Below are 16,524 nucleotides of genomic sequence, written 5' to 3'. Positions count from 1 at the left end.
ACCATGCTCAGTTCCAGCACGCTCTATGCCGCTATCGACCTCGGCTCCAACAGCTTCCACATGCTGGTGGTACGGGAAGTGGCCGGCAGCATTCAGACCCTGGCGCGCATCAAGCGTAAAGTGCGTCTGGCGGCCGGGCTGGATCAGAACAATCACCTGTCGCATGACGCCATGCAGCGCGGTTGGCAATGCCTGAAGCTGTTCTCCGAACGCTTGCAGGACATCCCTCGCGCCCAGATCCGTGTGGTCGCTACGGCCACGCTGCGTCTGGCGTCAAATGCCGATGAATTCCTGCAGACCGCCGAGCACATTCTCGGTTGCCCGATCCAGGTGATCAGCGGTGAGGAAGAAGCGCGCCTGATTTATCATGGCGTTGCCCATACCACCGGCGGGCCGGACCAGCGTTTGGTGGTCGATATCGGCGGTGGCAGTACCGAGTTGGTCACCGGCACCGGCGCTCAGGCCGCCCAGCTATACAGCCTGTCTATGGGCTGCGTCACCTGGCTGGAGCGTTTCTTCAGCGACCGCAATCTGGGGCTGGATAATTTCGAACGCGCCGAACAGGCCGCGCGCGAAATGGTACGTCCGATAGCGCCGCACCTGCGTCAGCACGGCTGGCAAATCTGCGTCGGCGCTTCCGGCACCGTACAGGCGTTGCAGGAAATCATGGTGGCGCAAGGCATGGATGAACGTATCACCCTGCCCAAGCTGCGCCAGTTGAAACAGCGCGCCATTCAGTGCGGCAAGCTGGAAGAGCTGGAAATCGAAGGGTTGACGCTGGAACGCGCACTGGTGTTTCCAAGTGGGCTGTCGATCCTGCTGGCGATTTTCCAGGAACTGGGCATTGAAAGCATGATGCTGGCCGGTGGCGCGCTACGCGAAGGGCTGGTCTATGGCATGCTGCATCTGCCGGTTGAACAGGATATTCGCAGCCGTACCATCCGCAATCTGCAACGGCGCTATCTGCTGGATACCGAACAGGCCGAGCGCATCAGCCAACTGGCTGCCAACTTCTCGCAGCAGGTGAGCAATGAGTGGCAGTTGGACGCACGATGTCGCGAGTTATTGCACAGCGCCTGTCTGATCCACGAAATCGGCCTCAGCGTTGATTTCAAGCAGGCGCCGCAACACGCCGCCTACCTGATCCGTCATCTGGATTTACCCGGTTTCACACCGGCGCAAAAAAAGCTGTTGGCTACGTTGCTGCAAAACCAGAGCAACCCTATCGATCTGCCGCTGCTGAGCCAGCAAAACGCCCTGCCGCCGCGTATGGCGCAACGTTTATGCCGCATTTTGCGGCTGGCCATCATCTTTGCCAGCCGACGCCGCGACGACACGCTGCCTGCGGTGCGCCTGCGCGCCAATAACGATGACGAACTGACGGTGATCCTGCCGTCAGGCTGGCTGGAACAGCACCCGCTGCGTGCAGAGGCGCTGGATCAGGAAAGCCACTGGCAAAGCTATGTGCACTGGCCGCTGATGCTGGAAGAACAACGTTGATATGACAAGGGCGCCGCCAAGCGCCCTTTCTTTTTAGCCTTCGCCTTTGGCCTTGGCCAGTTGCGCGCGAATATTGGCCAAATGGCTCTGCCCTTTTTGCATCCGCTCCTGCGGGCTGACCACCTTACGTTCGCTTTCCCACGCCAGATCATCCTGCGGCAGTTCCAGCAAGAAACGGCTCGGTTCCGGCCGTACCAGCTCGCCATATTGGCGGCGCTCGCGGCACAGCGTAAAAATCAGCTCTTTTTGGGCGCGGGTGATCCCCACATAGGCCAAACGCCGCTCTTCATCGACATTATCCTCATCGATGCTGCTCTGATGCGGCAATAATCCCTCCTCCATCCCCACCAGGAACACATAAGGGAACTCCAGCCCTTTGGAGGCATGCAGCGTCATCAATTGAACCTGATCCAGCTCTTCATCGCTTTCACCGCGTTCCATCATGTCCCGCAGGGTAAAGCGCGTCACCACCTGGGTCAGCGTCATTGGCTCATCCAGCTCGCTACCTTCGAGCATTTCCGTCATCCAGCCAAACAGCGTGTTGACGTTTTTCATGCGCATTTCGGCGGCTTTTGGGCTGGGTGACGTTTCAAACAGCCAGCTTTCATAATCCACACCGTGGATCAGATCGCGCACCGCGGCCACCGGCTCACGCTCCGCCAGTTGGGCGATACCGTCCAGCCAATGGGTGAAGCGTTGCAGAGACTCCAGCCCGCGGCCGGTCAAATGCTGGCTCAGGCCCAGATCGAAACTGGCGCGAAACAGGCTTTTGTTGCGCTGATTGGCCCACTCACCCAGTTTTTGCAACGTCGCCGGGCCAATTTCACGCTTTGGCGTATTGACGATACGCAGGAAAGCGCTGTCGTCATCCTGGTTGGTCAGCACACGCAGATAGGCCAGCAGATCCTTGATTTCCGGCCGCGAGAAAAACGAGGTGCCGCCAGAAATCTTGTAAGGAATACGGTTCTGCATCAGCATTTTTTCAAACAGCCGCGACTGATGGTTACCGCGATAAAGGATCGCATAATCGCCGTAATTGGTTTTCTTCACGAAGTGGTGGGCAATCAGTTCCCCCACGACTCGCTCGGCCTCGTGATCCTCGTTATTCGCGGTCACCACTTTCAGTTCTTCACCGTAACCCAACTCGGAAAACAGCCGTTTTTCAAACACGTGCGGGTTATTGGCGATCAGAATATTCGCCGCTTTCAGGATACGTTCGCTGGAGCGGTAGTTCTGCTCCAGCTTGATCACCTGCAGCGCCGGGAAGTCTTCCTTCAGCAGCACCAGATTTTGCGGCCGCGCGCCGCGCCAGGAGTAGATCGACTGGTCATCGTCCCCCACCACGGTAAAGCGCGCGCGGTTACCCACCAGCAGTTTTACCAGTTCATACTGGCTGGTATTGGTATCCTGATACTCATCCACCAGCAGGTAACGAATACGGTTTTGCCAACGCTCGCGCACTTCTTCATTACGCTGCAGCAGTAAGGTCGGCAGCAGGATCAAATCGTCGAAATCCAGCACGTTACACGCCCTCATATGGGCGTGATACAGGCCGTAGCAATGAGCGAACAGCTTGTCGCGCTCGGAGCGCGCCAGCTCCATGGCCTTTTTGGGATCGACCAGGTCATTTTTCCAGTTGGAGATAGTAGAGATCAGCTGCGCCACCAGCGTTTTATCATTCTCCAGCCATTTTTCGGTCAGCTCTTTCAACAACGCCAGCTGATCCTGATCGTCAAACAGCGAGAAGTTGGACTTCATCTCCAGCGCAGCGTATTCACGCTTGATGATTTCCAGGCCCAGCGTGTGGAAAGTGGAAATCATCAGCCCACGCGCTTCTTTGCGCCCCATGGTTTGCGCCACACGCTCTTTCATCTCACGCGCCGCCTTGTTGGTAAAGGTCACGGCGGCGATATGCCGCGCCTGATACCCACAGTTGTGGATCAGGTGAGCGATTTTATTGGTGATGACGCGCGTCTTGCCGGAACCTGCACCGGCCAGCACCAGGCAAGGCCCGGTAACGAATTCGACGGCTTGTTGTTGGCTGGGGTTTAATCGCATGGCGCTTTATTGCTCGACTTTATCACGTGGAAGGGGATTGTAGCAGAAAGCGCCGATGAGATTTAACGGGTATACTCGGCACAATTTCTGTATCGATAAGGCAATACCATGGCAAAGACGGCGTGCGCCCTGCACATTCTGGTAGATAACGAAAAACTGGCCAACGATCTGCTGGCCAAGCTTAAGCGCGGCGTCAGCTTCGACACGCTGGCGCGCAAATATTCAAGCTGCCCGTCAAAGCGCAACGGCGGCGCCTTGGGCGAATTCAACAAGGGCACCATGGTGGCGGCCTTTGATAAAGCGGTGTTCAGCATCCCGCTGCTGAAACCTTATGGTCCGGTGAAAACCCAGTTCGGCTACCACATCATCAAGGTGCTGTACCGCAACTGAGGGGGCTGACCGCCCCCTCCGCTTTTACTGTGCGCTGGTCTCCGGTGCCGGAGCGGTGTCGGTCGGCTTGGCCTCTTCCGTCACCACCGCCGGTGCCGGTGCCATAATGCCGTTATAGGTTTCCTGTAACTGCTTCATGCTCATTTCCGGCTCGCCCTTCGGCTGCATCAATACCAGCGTCGCATCCTGCGAGAGCTGAAGCTTCAGCTCCTGGTTCAGCGCTTCCAGCGTTAATCCGGAGAGGAACTCCTGACGCAGCTTCTGATACTGTTCCGGCGCGATGTCCACAACGCCACTTTGTTGCGAACGCAGACGCTGGCTCATCAGCACGTCAGTGTCGGTGCGGGCGTAGGTGGCGAACAACTTGCTCAGTTGATCGTTCTTCTGCGCCAACAGGCCGTTAAACTCGTCCTGCGACAACCCATTGTTACGCACGCTCACCAACTCGCGGGCGATAAAGCCCAGGCTTGTTGTTCAGATTGTTGTTCGGCGTATCAAGGTGAATGCCGCACTGGCCACGCTGGTACTGCACGCGGCAATCGAAGCCCAGATGCAGGTTTTTCTGGTCACTCTTTTCCAGCACCTGCTGAAGATGCCAGAACAGGGCCTCGCGGGCGATGTCGCTGCGCCAGTAACGGCTAAGGTTCTGCGAATCGCGGATCGGGTGCCATGGCGCGTCCCACATGATCGACAACGTATCCTGCTTCACCTGCTCGCTGATCAGGCTGACCGGCTGCGGCGGCAACGGCGTCAACGTCGGCATGGTTGCCGGCGTTTCGCGTTTCCCTTTCAGCGGCGAGAAGGCTTTGTTGATTTGCTCGCCCAGGCTGCGGCTGTCCACTTTACCCACCACGTACAGCGTCATCGCATCCGGCGTGTACCATTGCTGGTAGAACTTCTTCAGTTGATCGATATTCACCGGCCGTTTCACCGGCTGGGCCGGATCGTGCGCCAGCAGCGTCGAGCCTTTCAGGCGATAACGCCACCAGGCATCTTTGGGGTTCGGCGGGAAAGTACCGACCGGGTCGACGCTGGAGTTCATCACCGCATGCACGGTATGTTCGTCGATCGCCAGTTTGCCGGTGGTATCGGAAAGCCACGCCAACGCTTCTTTCAGCAAGTCTGGGCGGTTATTCGGCAGGCTGAGGTTATAAAGGGTGAAATCGTAAGAGCTGATCGCCGGCGGCAAAGGCCGCTCGCTGTCCACACTCTGTTGCCACAGCGAGCGCAACTGCGGAGGCGTAAAGCTTTCGCTGCGCGCCAGCGACAGGCGCGGCAGCAGGTGCGCAAAACCGATCTGCTGGGAAGACTCCACCAGCGAGCCGGTATTGACCATCAACCGCAGCTCGACGCGATCGCTCGGTCGCTGCGGCGTATCAAGTATCTGCCATGAAAACCCGTTGTCGAGCTTACCCTGCTGCCAGGCAGGATCGGGTTGTAGTGCTTCAGCCTGCACGCTGCCGTTGGCGGCAGCCAACAACAGCCCACCGACTATAAGATGAATTCTGGTGCCCTGCATGTGAACCCCTACTTAATTACTATCCAATTTCTGTATACAAATGCGGATATTCCATTCACCGGAATATTAGGCTGTGTCGTACAGCCTACAAATACGCCCTGAGTTTCACAGTGGGGCGGAAAGCGGAAAGTGTACCACTCTGTTAGACCGCATGCCTTTGCGGATGTCACTCATTGAAGTGAAAAATAATGGATAGTCGGGTTTTTAATGCAAGAATGAGTTACTCGGAGGAATAAAACATCACCGGCCACGGCCGCAGCCGGTGATTTGAAGCTAAAATCAGGCAGAAGGCAGTGTTTTATCGGCACCTCCGCCGTGCTTGTTGGACAAGGTGTCTTTCAGCTGTTTTTCATCCAGCTGTTTGCACCATTTCGCCACTACCACGGTTGCCACGCCGTTACCGACCAGATTGGTCAGCGCGCGGGCTTCGGACATAAAGCGGTCAATGCCCAGAATCAACGCCAGGCCGGCCAGCGGCAGATGGCCCACTGCGGAAATGGTGGCAGCCAACACGATAAAGCCGCTACCGGTCACCCCGGCAGCCCCTTTCGAGGACAGCAACAGCACCACCAGCAGAGTCACCTGATGCACGATATCCATATGGGTATTGGTCGCCTGAGCGATAAATACCGCCGCCATGGTCAGGTAGATCGAGGTGCCGTCCAGGTTAAAGGAATAACCGGTCGGGATAACCAACCCCACCACAGATTTTTTACAGCCCAACTTTTCCATTTTGTCGAGCATGCGCGGCAGCACCGACTCGGAAGAAGAGGTCCCGAGCACAATCAGCAACTCTTCTTTGATATAGCGAACAAATTTGAAAATGCTGAAACCATTGGCGCGAGCAATGGTGCCAAGCACCACCACCACGAACAGTACGCAGGTAATATAGAAGCAGGCAATCAACTGGCCGAGTTGCAGCAGCGTACCCACGCCATACTTGCCGATGGTAAACGCCATTGCCCCGAACGCACCCAGTGGCGCCAGGCGCATGATCATATTGATGATGCCGAAAATAACGCGCGAGAAGCTGTCGATCACATTGAAGATCAACTGGCCTTTATCACCCAAGCGATGCAGGGCGAAACCGAACAACACGGCAAACAGCAGCACCTGCAGAATGTTGCCGCTGGCGAAAGCGCCGATGACGCTGCCGGGAATGATGTCCAGCAGGAACGGAATGATACCCTGCTGCTGAGCCTGTTCGGCGTATACCGCCACCGCTTTGGCGTCCAGCGTGCCCGGATCGATGTTCATCCCCGCACCCGGCTGTACCACGTTGACGATCAGCAGGCCAATCAGCAGCGCCAGGGTGCTGACAATTTCAAAATAGAGCAGTGCGATCGCACCGGTGCGGCCTACGGCTTTCATGCTCTCCATGCCCGCGATGCCGGTCACCACGGTACAGAAAATCACCGGCGCAATGATCATCTTGATCAGCTTAACGAATCCATCGCCCAGAGGTTTCATCTGTGCGCCAATCTCAGGATAGAAATGGCCAAGCAGGACGCCCAGCGTAATCGCCGTCAGCACCTGAAAATAGAGGCTCTTAAAGATAGTGATTTTCATATGAACATCCTTTGGGGGGGAAGACACGCACCAGGCGGTAGTCTAGTTATCTCGCCTGTTCATCGCTTGCGCGGAAAATAACACCCACATAACAGCATGGAAATAATTTGTTGCAGCCACAGACACATGTTGATACGAATTTAAGAGCTGAAACGCGCCAGCCCGAATGTAAGGCGGCGAATTGCGTAACTATTTCTTTGCACTAACGCAAAAGGGGTAGCTGATAATCAACGCTTTTTGGGCAGGATAGGCAACGGGCGACGCACGCGCCGCCCGAAGAGAAAGGCAAAGGCGGAGAGCTTAAGCTGGCGGTTGGCAGAACTGCGCTTCAAATTCCGCGCGCGGCAACGGACGGGCAAACAGGAACCCCTGACCACTGTGAATACCGTGCTGCAACAGCCAGTCGCGCTGCCCGGCATTTTCGACGCCTTCAGCCATCACCGGCAGATGCAGCACCTCAGAAATCGAACTGACGATACGCACCATCGCGTCATCCGCCGGCAATCCCTGAATAAAACTCTTGTCGATTTTAATCAAATCGATCGGCAGGCATTTCAGGCGGTTAAGGTAATTAAGGCTGGAATATCCCATACCAAAATCGTCCAGCGCAATCGACAGCCCCAGGTCGTGCAGTTCCCGCAACAACGCCAACGCACGATCGAGATCGTCAATGCGCACCGTTTCGGTAATTTCCAGCAGCAGCTTGCGCGGATCAATATGATGCTGCGCCAACATGCTCTTCAGGTGTGGAATAAAGTCGTCATGCTGCATCTGGGTGGCCGAAATGTTGACCGCCAACGGCAGCGTAATGCCTCTGTTCTGCCAGTCCGCCAGAATGCGGCAGGACTCCTCCAGCACCCAGTTGCCGAGCGGCACAATCACGCCAAGCTCCTCGGCTAACGGAATGACGTCTGCCGGCAGAGTAAAACTGCCGTCGTATTGCTGCCAACGCAGCAGCGCCTCGGCGCCGATCACCGCATTGGACTGCATGTCCATCTGCGGCTGCAAAAACAGGGTGAAGCGGCGTTGCTCAATGGCGTGCAGGATTTCACTTTCCTGCGTCAGGCGCTTTTGGGTGCGTTCCGTCAGGCTTGGCTCAAAGAACAGGATCTGGTTCTTGCCTTCACGATGCGCCGACATCATCGCCGAAGTGGCGCTGCGCAGCAGCTGTTCCGCACTCTCCCCGACATTGAGATAGTGGGCGATGCCGATGCTGGCACTTGGCCGCAACGGCATTTCCTGCAGGCTCAGCGGCGCATTGATCTGCGCCATGATACGGCGCGCCAACTGCATGGCGTGGAACGGTCGCTCGATACCTTTGGCCAAAATAGCGAACTCGGTGTGGCTCAACTGCGCCAGCACGCCGTTCTCATCAAGACATTCACGCAGCGTCTTCGCCAACGCCAGCAACAGCGCTTCGCGCATCGCCGGATTGAGCACGCCGGATGCCTCATGCAGCGTCTCAATGCCGATGACCAGCAGGTTAAAGCGATCGGGCCGCAGGCTGGAGGCGATATGCTGCTCCAGCAAGGCGGTAAACAGCGCCTGGTTAGGTAGCCCGGTTACCGGGTGGCGCGTGCTCAGGCGGCTCATCTCGGCATAGGCTTTGGCCAGCCGCTGCTGATTGCGGTTGTAATTGCGCACCAGCAACCCCAGTTCATCGTCCTGGTGCAGGGCCGGCAGCATCAGTTGGTGATACGGCGCTTCGTCCTGCGAAATATTTTCCAGCTCTTTCGCCATGGCGCGCAGCGGATGCACCATCAGCCGGTTCATACACCAGGTGATGGCGACCGACAGAATCAACGCCAGCAGCAAATAGGTCGACAGCATGGTCGACAACATGCTGAGAATGAATTGGTACATGCGAAACGAATCGGCCTGCAGCACCAGATAGGCCAGAGGCTGCGGATTGGCGGGCACGCGCTCCAGCGAATAGAGTGGAACGGAAATTTGGATCGGCAGCTCGAAGAGACGGGCGATCAACGTAGGCACCGGGCGTTCCGGCGGGAAGTTGGCGTGCAGTGCCTGAAATTCATTCGGCAGCACGATATCCGCACGGGTCAATATGCCCACCGGCAGCAGGGTATTCAGCACCCGCTTGGTTTCCGGCACGTCCATGCGCAGTACGGCTTCCGCTAGCGGTTGGCGTACGGAATGCGCAATGTTTTCCAGTTGCTGGGCATAGTCATCCCTGCGCTGCTGCACAAAGTGGAATAACTGGATCACGATAAATATGCAGATCGTCACCAGCGCCACGCCGGACACCGTTGCCATCTGTTTAATCGTTAATGAACGCCTGACCCGCAAACCTGCTCTCCGCTAATTCGGGCTGAAATAAAAAAGAGGTTAAGAAGCATCCTACCCCCCTTCGGACCGGTCCGAGTATACTCGATTGTCTGCCGTTTTTATCTTGCCATACCCATGGCAGAACCAAGAAAACTGCGGGTTTCAGTCTTTTCTTAATCGAAAGGCCCTATCTCGCCCCGGCACATGCACACCGGTGGCGGAAAATGGCAGGACGCAGCCTTAACACAGGGTAGCAAAACTACCCTGTGTACGACACTCCGAATCTGACTGAGCCGGGTTATTTGAAGTCTGCGTAAGGCGTGAGCGGCTGCGGCGGCAAATCGAGATCGCCCTGCCAGCCAGCCAACGAATAGCGGAGATAAATCAATGCATGGCTCGGTGTATAATCTTTCGCCTGCTGAATATCGATGCCGGCGCCCAGTGTCCAGTGCGAGCTGAGACGGCGCTCAACGATCGCCCGCAAAGTATAACCAACGCCGGAAGAGGAGCTGCCGTCTTCCACCGCGAACTTGTCCGGCAATGAATCCGGTATCAGCCCCTGCAGCGGATAACGCCGTTGGCTGTTGGTTTTCGAATGGGACAGCGATACCGATCCGCCCAGTTCCCACGACCAGTTCTCGGTACGCTGGCGATAATTTACCGGCACCGCCAGCGACATATATTGCTGCGGGCTGTAATACCCCCCCTGGCCGAGCGAGTAACCGCTCAAATCCTTTTGATAGTGCCACAGCATGGTGTTCAGCCCGACGGTGACGCGGCGGTTATCTTCGTTGATCAGCTTGTAGTAATAACCGGCCATAAAGCGCTCGCGCTGGTTATCTTCGACGTTTTTGCCGGTCAGTTGGTGCGCGCTGAGGTCAGCCCAGACGCCGTGAGCTTCGCCGCGATCGTAGCTGGCGCTAAGGCTCACCCCGGTGGCACGCACGCCGCCCCAAGTGGTGCCGGTGTTCGGATCCTTAGTGCCGCCAAACGCCAGCAGCGAGCTGGAAATCGGCCGGCGTGACGCCGCCAGCGTCCAGCCAATGTGGTTCCAGTCATTGCTGTAGGCCAGCCCGCCTACCCAGTCGACCACCTCAAAGCCCATCGGCGTGGTGCCGATGTCCCCTGCCCAGCGGTCGTTTTTCCAACCGGCCGCCACGCTGGTGCCGGTGGTTTTCTGATGTTCATCGCCGCTGCAGCCCTGGGTATGGCAGGTGCCGAAGGTTTCGTAATATTTGCCGCTGCTGTCGGAGGAGAAACTACCGGCATCCAGCTGCACGGTATCGGTCCGCAAGAAGGCCCGCCCGTCGTACAGCGGCATGTCCACCTGCAACATGGTGTCGTGCGCTTTGTAGTCGGAGATGCCGCCGGTACCGCTGGAACGCCAGTAATCGTGATCGAGCGTGACGTTGACATCCTGCTGGCGGTACAAATCCGCCGCGTCTGCTCGAATGCCGCGCTTGAGCCAGTCGTCACTCGGGTTGTTGCGCGTCAGATAAGTGTAACTGTCGTTATCCTGCGGCACGGTTGGCGTAATGCCGCCGGCGACCATCGCCTGCTTATAATCCTGTTGCGCCAATTCCGGCTGCCGCTGTTCACGTTCAATCCTGGCCGCGTCGCGGTAAATCAGCGCTTTCGCCTGCCCCACCGGCTCCTGCTGCGCCGCCGTTTTCAGTCGGGTAAAAATGTCGCTCGCTTTCTGCGGCTCTCCAACGGCATACCAGGCATTGGCCACTCGCCGCCCGCTGTTACTGGAAGGTTCCGGCTCCTGCGGTTCGGTTTGCAGGCGCTGACGCGCTTCGCTGAGTTTGCCCTGTGCCACATAGGCCTCAATCTCACCCAACCGCGCATCCGGGTTGTTCGGCTCACGGGCCCGCACCCGCTGATAATCGGCCAGCGCGGCATCATATTCACCCCGCGCCAGCGCCCAATCGGCCAACTGAAGATCGATACGGGTATCCGCCGGTTGTCGGCGCAGATAGGCTACCGCGCCAGGTTCGTCGCCTGCCGCACGCAGCCGTTCGGCCTGTTCCAGCGTCGCCTGCATTTTCAGCCGCTGCGCCAGCTCGAGCATGTTGTCGTTCCACTGCGCGGCGGGCAAGGTATTCAGTTGCGCCAATGCCTGCCGATCGCGATCGCTGCCGGAGAGGTATAACGCATAGGCATAGGCCTGCTGCGGGTTGTCACGCTGTTTCTGCGCCAACCGGCTGAACAAGGCGTCCGCCTGCTGCGGTTGCCCGGCCTGACGCAGCGTCTGCGCATAGTGATAGGTCAGCCAGACGTCATCAGGGTCCATCAACTGGGCGCGGCGGTATTTTTCCGCCGCCTGAGGCCATTGCTGCTGCCCGGCCAAGTCGTCAGCCTGCTGTTTAAGCATATCGAGCTGCAGGCCGTCGAGCGTACTGCGCAGCTTGTTTTGCTGGCTGCGCGGCAGACTATTGAGATAGGCCAGCGCCTTTTCCGGCGACTGACGCTGGTAGATATTCACCAGACCACGCACCGCACTGCCGTTACCCGGCTCCAGCCTCAGCGCCTGCTGATAATAACGTTCCGCAGCGGCGTCATCTTTACGCGCCACCGCAACGTCACCCAGGCCGAGCGCCGCACTGCTGTCGCGGCCGTCAATCTGGCCCGCCTGCTGGTATTTCTGCTGAGCCAATGCCAGATTGCCGGCTTTCAGCGCCTTGTCGCCTTCGTCAATCGCCAGCCAGTAAGCGTTGCTCTTAATCAGGCTCTGCCATTTACTGCTGTTATTGCCACCTTTATCGGCCTGCAGCGCCTGACGGAACAAGCTCAACGCCTGTGGGCGATTACCGGCGCGTGAATAGGCCTGGCCCAGCGCCCCCAGCACTTCGGCATCATTGGGCGAGGCCGCCAGCGCTTGTTTCAGTTCGGGGATCGCCGCACGGCTGCCGCCCTTGTCCACCTGCGCCAACCCGCGCACTCGCGCCAGATAGGTGGGATCCGACAACAACGCTTGCTGCCGGGCCAGTTCCTGCCGGGCGCTCACCGCCTGATCGCCGGTTTCAAATACGCCGAGGAATCGGTTGAGGGCCGCTACGCTTTGCGGGCTGACCGGCATGGCTTTGACCTTTTCCAGCCACAGATCGGCGGCATCGCCGCGTCCGGCGGGATCGGCGGCCACTTTTTGCAGTAAATCATAAGCCTGCGCGTCACGATCCTGGCTGAACAGCATCCGCGCCAGCGACATGCGCAGCGGCACGTTACCGGAATAGCGTTGATCCAATGACTGTAACTGCTTCAGCGCAGCCGCTTGCTGACCCGGCAGACGAGCAACCAGACGCCAGTATTCCACCGCCAGTTCCAGCGTCGGCGGATCGCCATGGAACAGGTCGTCATACTGCGCTTTCGCCTCCGGCAAACGGCCGGCAGTGGCCATCAGCCGCGCCTGTTGCAGTTTTTGGCGGGTTTCCGGCTGGGTCAGCAGCATGTTCATTTCCGCCTGGCGATAAGCGCTGGACTGCGGCGCAATCTGCTTGAGCTTATCCAGTTGCTGCTGTGCCAGTGCCTGATTGCCCTGCCGCAACGCCAGGCGCATGCGCGCCGAAATCACGTCCGGGTTATTCGGATCCATCAGTTCAAGCCGATAAAGCGACTGGCGCACCAGTTCATCCTTGTTACTGGCCTCCCCGACGCGCACCTGTTCCAGCAACCACTGTTCCGGCGCGACGGCTTCCGCCCCCTGCGCCTGCGGCAGCATTGCCAGGCTTAAAGGCACCAGACCCAGCCAGTTTATTTTGAAGTTACGCATTGGCCGCCCCAGGCGGGTTGAAGTTCACCCTGCCGATTAAAACGATAACGTTGTTGATCCCATCCCTGGCCGAACAGCGTCAAAGAGGCGCTGAAATAGGCATCGTCGCCCGGAGGGTGTTGATTGATGCGTTGGCGCTGGACGTCCAGCGCAGCCGTTTGATTGGCCAGCATCGGCAGCATGACCGCGGAGAAACCCACCGGGCCGTCGCCGCTGGTTTTGCCGCTGGCGGTGTCGGTTTTTTCCGGCGGTACACCCTGTTGAGCGATCGATTGCGCCATCGGCAGCAGCTGTTTGACCAAGGCGGCTTTATGCTCGTCATCGTCCGCCAACATACCGACCCACAGATAAACCCGGATGGCGTCGTAACTGCCGACATCCGGTTTCACGGTATCCGGTTGCCAGCCTTTGCCGGCCTGCCACACCACCCAATCCGGGGAGAAGCCGTGCGGTGCGGTTTCCAGCAACAACCGCTGATTGGTTTTCTGCATCGCTCGCCATGGGCCGTTCAGGGCGGCAAAACGCGCCAGCAGCTGCGGCGGCAGGTAGCTCGGATTGAGCCGCCAGTGATCTTCCGCCACGAACCCGACCTTGCCCGGCAGCAGCATCAGCCCCAGCCCGGGGATATCGGCCACTTCTTCGCGGCCGATACGCTGCAACAGCAGCGTACCCAGGGTTTGATAACGCCGGCTTTTCCACAAACGACCGGCTTCCAGCAGATTGTAGGCAATCCACAGATCGGCATCGGACGCCGTATTGGTGTCCAGCACCGTCCAGCGCTTTTTATCGTCCTCGCCCCACAGCCAGGCGGGCAAATGGGCGCTGAGATCGCCCGCCGCCAGGTTGTTTTCCGTCCATTCCAGCAGCTTGTCGAACGTCGGCCGATCGTTCGCCACCAGGGCGAAGAACAGGCCGTAGCTCTGCCCCTCCGAGGTGGTGATGCGGTTCGGGCTGCTCGGGTCGATCACCCGTCCTTCGTCGCTGATATAAAACTGTTTGTACTGTTGCCAGGCCGGCCACTCGCAGGCCGCCGCCGCGCCGAATGCGCACAGCAGCAGCATACCGAACGTCAGGCGTTTCAGCGTTGCAGACATGGTGATTAATCCCGATCTTCAGGCGACAGGCGACGGCGACTAAAGGCCTTCAGACCACGCCACAGCATCAGCGCCAGAATCACCACCACCGCCACCGCAATCACCGCCAGCAACACCGGATGGGTCGACAACGCGTGCCAGATGCGCTCCCACCACGGCAGGTGACCGACATAATAAACGTCGCCTACGCGCAGGCTGTTCACCCCCGATTCGCGGATCACCGCCACCGAGCCAAACACCGCCGCACGCTTGCCGCTGTCCAACAGCGCCGTGTTCAGCAGATCATAGCCGCGTGGGCTGTCGGCCAGCAGCGCCACAATGCTGCGCTGATCGTTAAACGGCGACTGCACGCCGATAATCGCCGACATCGCGCCTTCGGAACTGATGGTGGTCTGGCTGTCCGGCTTGCTGTCCTCCGGCAGCACCTCCATGGCCGGCAGCGGCAACTGACGCGTTGGCTGTTTCACCCAGCTTTGGGTGGCATCCACCAGCAGACTGATTTTTTTGTCGTCCCGCAGTTCCGGCGGGATAGTGCCGATCATCAGAATATCGGCATCGCGATCTTTGGCCTGCGACCAATCGTCACTCAGCGTCATTGCCAACGCCGGGTAACCGGTTTGGGCGCCGATGATCCCCAGTGCGTTCAGCATGGCGCTGACCTGCGCCGGCTGCGGCTGTTTGTTGACCAGCACCAGCGTCTGCGACAGATCGGCCAGACGGCTGAACGGGAAACCGGCATTGGCGAAGGCGCGCAGATCCGGCATCGCCATAAAGTGACGGTAACCGGAGAAATCAATGGTCGACGAACCGTCGATGACCGCGTGGTTTTGGGTGAACGAATACGTCTCGCAGCGTCCTTCCGCCCCACTGGCCAACAGCGTGGTGTAATCAAAGTCGAACCGCATCTGGTTGCTGGCACCCAACCGCAGCGCCGGAATATTGACGCTCTTGTCGGAGTCGATCAGCCCCTGGGTCAGCGGCAGACGCAGCAGCTGAGCGCCCTGTTCGTGTTCCGGCACCAGCGAATAGGCCTGCACGAACTGGTTGTTCAGGCTAACGCTCAGGCGCGAGCCGTCCTGAATGCGCGGCGCGGTATAGCGGTATTTCAGGTGCATATCGATGCCGGTGCTGCGGATCAGGAACAGATCCGGCGGCAGGTTCATGGTCAGCGAGATCGGGCCAGGCTCGATACCGCTGGTTTGCAGCTGTTCGGCGTACTGTTGCAACTCGGCAAAGGTCATTGGCCGATCGGTGCGCACCCAATTAGGCGCATCGTATGGCGTGCGCGGCGCCAGTTGTTCAACCTTATCCACCGTGACGTTCTGGCCGCGGAACAGAATGTTGCCCTGTGCAATGCCTTTTACCGCGGTGATCAAATCGTTGTCATCGCGCCCCTGCACCAGCAGCAGTTTGACGTAGGGATTGTCAGGATGGCTGATCATCTCCACCGTTGGCCCGTTGACCGCCGGGTAATCGCGCAGGAAATCCGGGCGCTGCTTATTGGTGGCGAAGACGATGGCGTGCTGGTCCGGCAGTTTGTTATACAACGTCGGGAACGACTGGCCTCGCCACTGCGCCTTGCTGCCGAACCACGAGGCCAACATGCCCGCCGCACGCTGCTGAGTGAGGTCCGGCGAGCCGGCGAACACCATCGGCAAGGTCAACGACCGGTTGTCGCGGCTGTCCAGGAAGGGTTCCGGGAAATGCGACAGTTCGTTTTTCAATGGCAGCGTCTGGAAACGCAAATTCAGCGAGCTGGATTTGCTGACGTCGAGCCACAGCGTACTGTTGGCCGGATTTTCGCAGATGTTCTGGTAATGGCCGACGAACACCAACCGCACACGGTTAAAATCGGTGATATAGCGCGGGTCGATCGCCATCTGGATACGATTTGGCTTGCCGAGCTGTTCTTTGGTGAGGGTGGTCACGCCCATCAGTTCGTCATTGAGGTACACCTTGACGTGCGACTCCACCGGGATCAGCGACGGCGAAGGCGTGAACTCCAGATCGAGCGTCGCCTGTGACACCACTTCGTCACTGCGGACGCCGAACTCAACCTGGCCATCTGGCCGGGTGCCGCGCAGGGTAAAGGTCCCCGGCGGCGGTGCTATCTGGGCAAACGGCAATTGCACGTCGCGGACCGGCGCATTCGCATCCTGCGGTGCGGCCATTCCCATGGGCGTGGTGACCGGTGCATCGGCCGGTACACTCGCCGGTGGCGCGACGACGGTCGGCGCGGTGGCGGTTTCAGCCTGAGACAGGGTGCTGATGCCTAAGGCCAGGGCGGTAAACCAGGTTATTTTTCTCGTCATCGTATCATCATCAATGTTAGAGCC

At 58.6% G+C, this 16,524-nt stretch carries 8 protein-coding genes and 1 pseudogene; 2 read left to right on the top strand and 7 right to left on the bottom strand.

From position 1 onward, the window contains the following. The first annotated feature begins 3 nt into the window (after nucleotides 1–3). Nucleotides 4–1,500 carry an exopolyphosphatase gene (gene ppx / locus SPL01S_RS09380; RefSeq protein ID WP_063199116.1) on the top strand — a complete coding sequence of 499 codons (1,497 nt, stop codon included), beginning with the start codon at nucleotides 4–6 and terminating at the stop codon, nucleotides 1,498–1,500. Nucleotides 1,501–1,533: 33 nt separating this feature from the next. Here the strand turns inward: ppx and rep are convergent, their stop codons facing one another. Beyond that, a complete protein-coding gene (rep, locus tag SPL01S_RS09375) occupies nucleotides 1,534–3,558 on the bottom strand; it encodes a DNA helicase Rep (RefSeq protein WP_020438282.1) in 2,025 nt (674 codons plus the stop codon). Nucleotides 3,559–3,666: 108 nt separating this feature from the next. Here rep and ppiC point away from each other — a divergent pair, with 108 nt between their 5' ends. Beyond that, nucleotides 3,667–3,948: a peptidylprolyl isomerase PpiC gene (gene ppiC, locus SPL01S_RS09370; protein ID WP_004950862.1), complete on the top strand. Its 282-nt coding sequence runs from the start codon at nucleotides 3,667–3,669 to the stop codon at nucleotides 3,946–3,948. 24 nt (nucleotides 3,949–3,972) lie between these two features. On the opposite strand, the pseudogene SPL01S_RS09365 reads toward ppiC, so the two are convergent. The 6 genes and pseudogenes from SPL01S_RS09365 to bcsB form a co-directional block, all read right to left on the bottom strand. Further along, nucleotides 3,973–5,467 (bottom strand): annotated as a pseudogene (locus tag SPL01S_RS09365) (M16 family metallopeptidase). A 279-nt stretch (nucleotides 5,468–5,746) separates the two neighbouring features. Next, complete coding sequence (locus tag SPL01S_RS09360; RefSeq protein ID WP_063199111.1) at nucleotides 5,747–7,036, bottom strand: dicarboxylate/amino acid:cation symporter; 1,290 nt, start codon at nucleotides 7,034–7,036, stop codon at nucleotides 5,747–5,749. 300 nt (nucleotides 7,037–7,336) lie between these two features. Continuing rightward, nucleotides 7,337–9,343: a biofilm formation regulator HmsP gene (hmsP, locus tag SPL01S_RS09355; protein WP_063199108.1), complete on the bottom strand. Its 2,007-nt coding sequence runs from the start codon at nucleotides 9,341–9,343 to the stop codon at nucleotides 7,337–7,339. A gap of 277 nt (nucleotides 9,344–9,620) precedes the next feature. Further along, a complete protein-coding gene (bcsC, locus tag SPL01S_RS09350) occupies nucleotides 9,621–13,094 on the bottom strand; it encodes a cellulose synthase complex outer membrane protein BcsC (RefSeq protein ID WP_063199104.1) in 3,474 nt (1,157 codons plus the stop codon). Further along, nucleotides 13,076–14,188, bottom strand: a complete 1,113-nt coding sequence (gene bcsZ, locus SPL01S_RS09345; protein ID WP_063199101.1) for a cellulose synthase complex periplasmic endoglucanase BcsZ — start codon at nucleotides 14,186–14,188, stop codon at nucleotides 13,076–13,078. Before bcsZ ends, bcsC begins: the two co-directional genes overlap by 19 nt. Nucleotides 14,189–14,193: 5 nt before the next feature. Further along, nucleotides 14,194–16,500 carry a cellulose biosynthesis cyclic di-GMP-binding regulatory protein BcsB gene (gene bcsB / locus SPL01S_RS09340; RefSeq protein ID WP_063199098.1) on the bottom strand — a complete coding sequence of 769 codons (2,307 nt, stop codon included), beginning with the start codon at nucleotides 16,498–16,500 and terminating at the stop codon, nucleotides 14,194–14,196. Between the last annotated feature and the right edge of the window lie 24 nt (nucleotides 16,501–16,524).

The sequence above is a fragment of the Serratia plymuthica NBRC 102599 genome, assembly GCF_001590925.1.
GTDB lineage: Bacteria > Pseudomonadota > Gammaproteobacteria > Enterobacterales > Enterobacteriaceae > Serratia > Serratia plymuthica.
This window is presented reverse-complemented; position numbering and strand designations above follow the sequence as displayed.

What these genes read in the sequence shown, in the direction of transcription:
- ppx (WP_063199116.1), top strand. Translation starts at nt 4, where the DNA reads ATGCTCAGTTCCAGCACGCTCTATGCCGCTATCGACCTCGGCTCCAAC.
- rep (WP_020438282.1), bottom strand. Translation starts at nt 3,558, where the DNA reads ATGCGATTAAACCCCAGCCAACAACAAGCCGTCGAATTCGTTACCGGG.
- ppiC (WP_004950862.1), top strand. Translation starts at nt 3,667, where the DNA reads ATGGCAAAGACGGCGTGCGCCCTGCACATTCTGGTAGATAACGAAAAA.
- SPL01S_RS09360 (WP_063199111.1), bottom strand. Translation starts at nt 7,036, where the DNA reads ATGAAAATCACTATCTTTAAGAGCCTCTATTTTCAGGTGCTGACGGCG.
- bcsC (WP_063199104.1), bottom strand. Translation starts at nt 13,094, where the DNA reads ATGCGTAACTTCAAAATAAACTGGCTGGGTCTGGTGCCTTTAAGCCTG.
- bcsZ (WP_063199101.1), bottom strand. Translation starts at nt 14,188, where the DNA reads ATGTCTGCAACGCTGAAACGCCTGACGTTCGGTATGCTGCTGCTGTGC.
- bcsB (WP_063199098.1), bottom strand. Translation starts at nt 16,500, where the DNA reads ATGACGAGAAAAATAACCTGGTTTACCGCCCTGGCCTTAGGCATCAGC.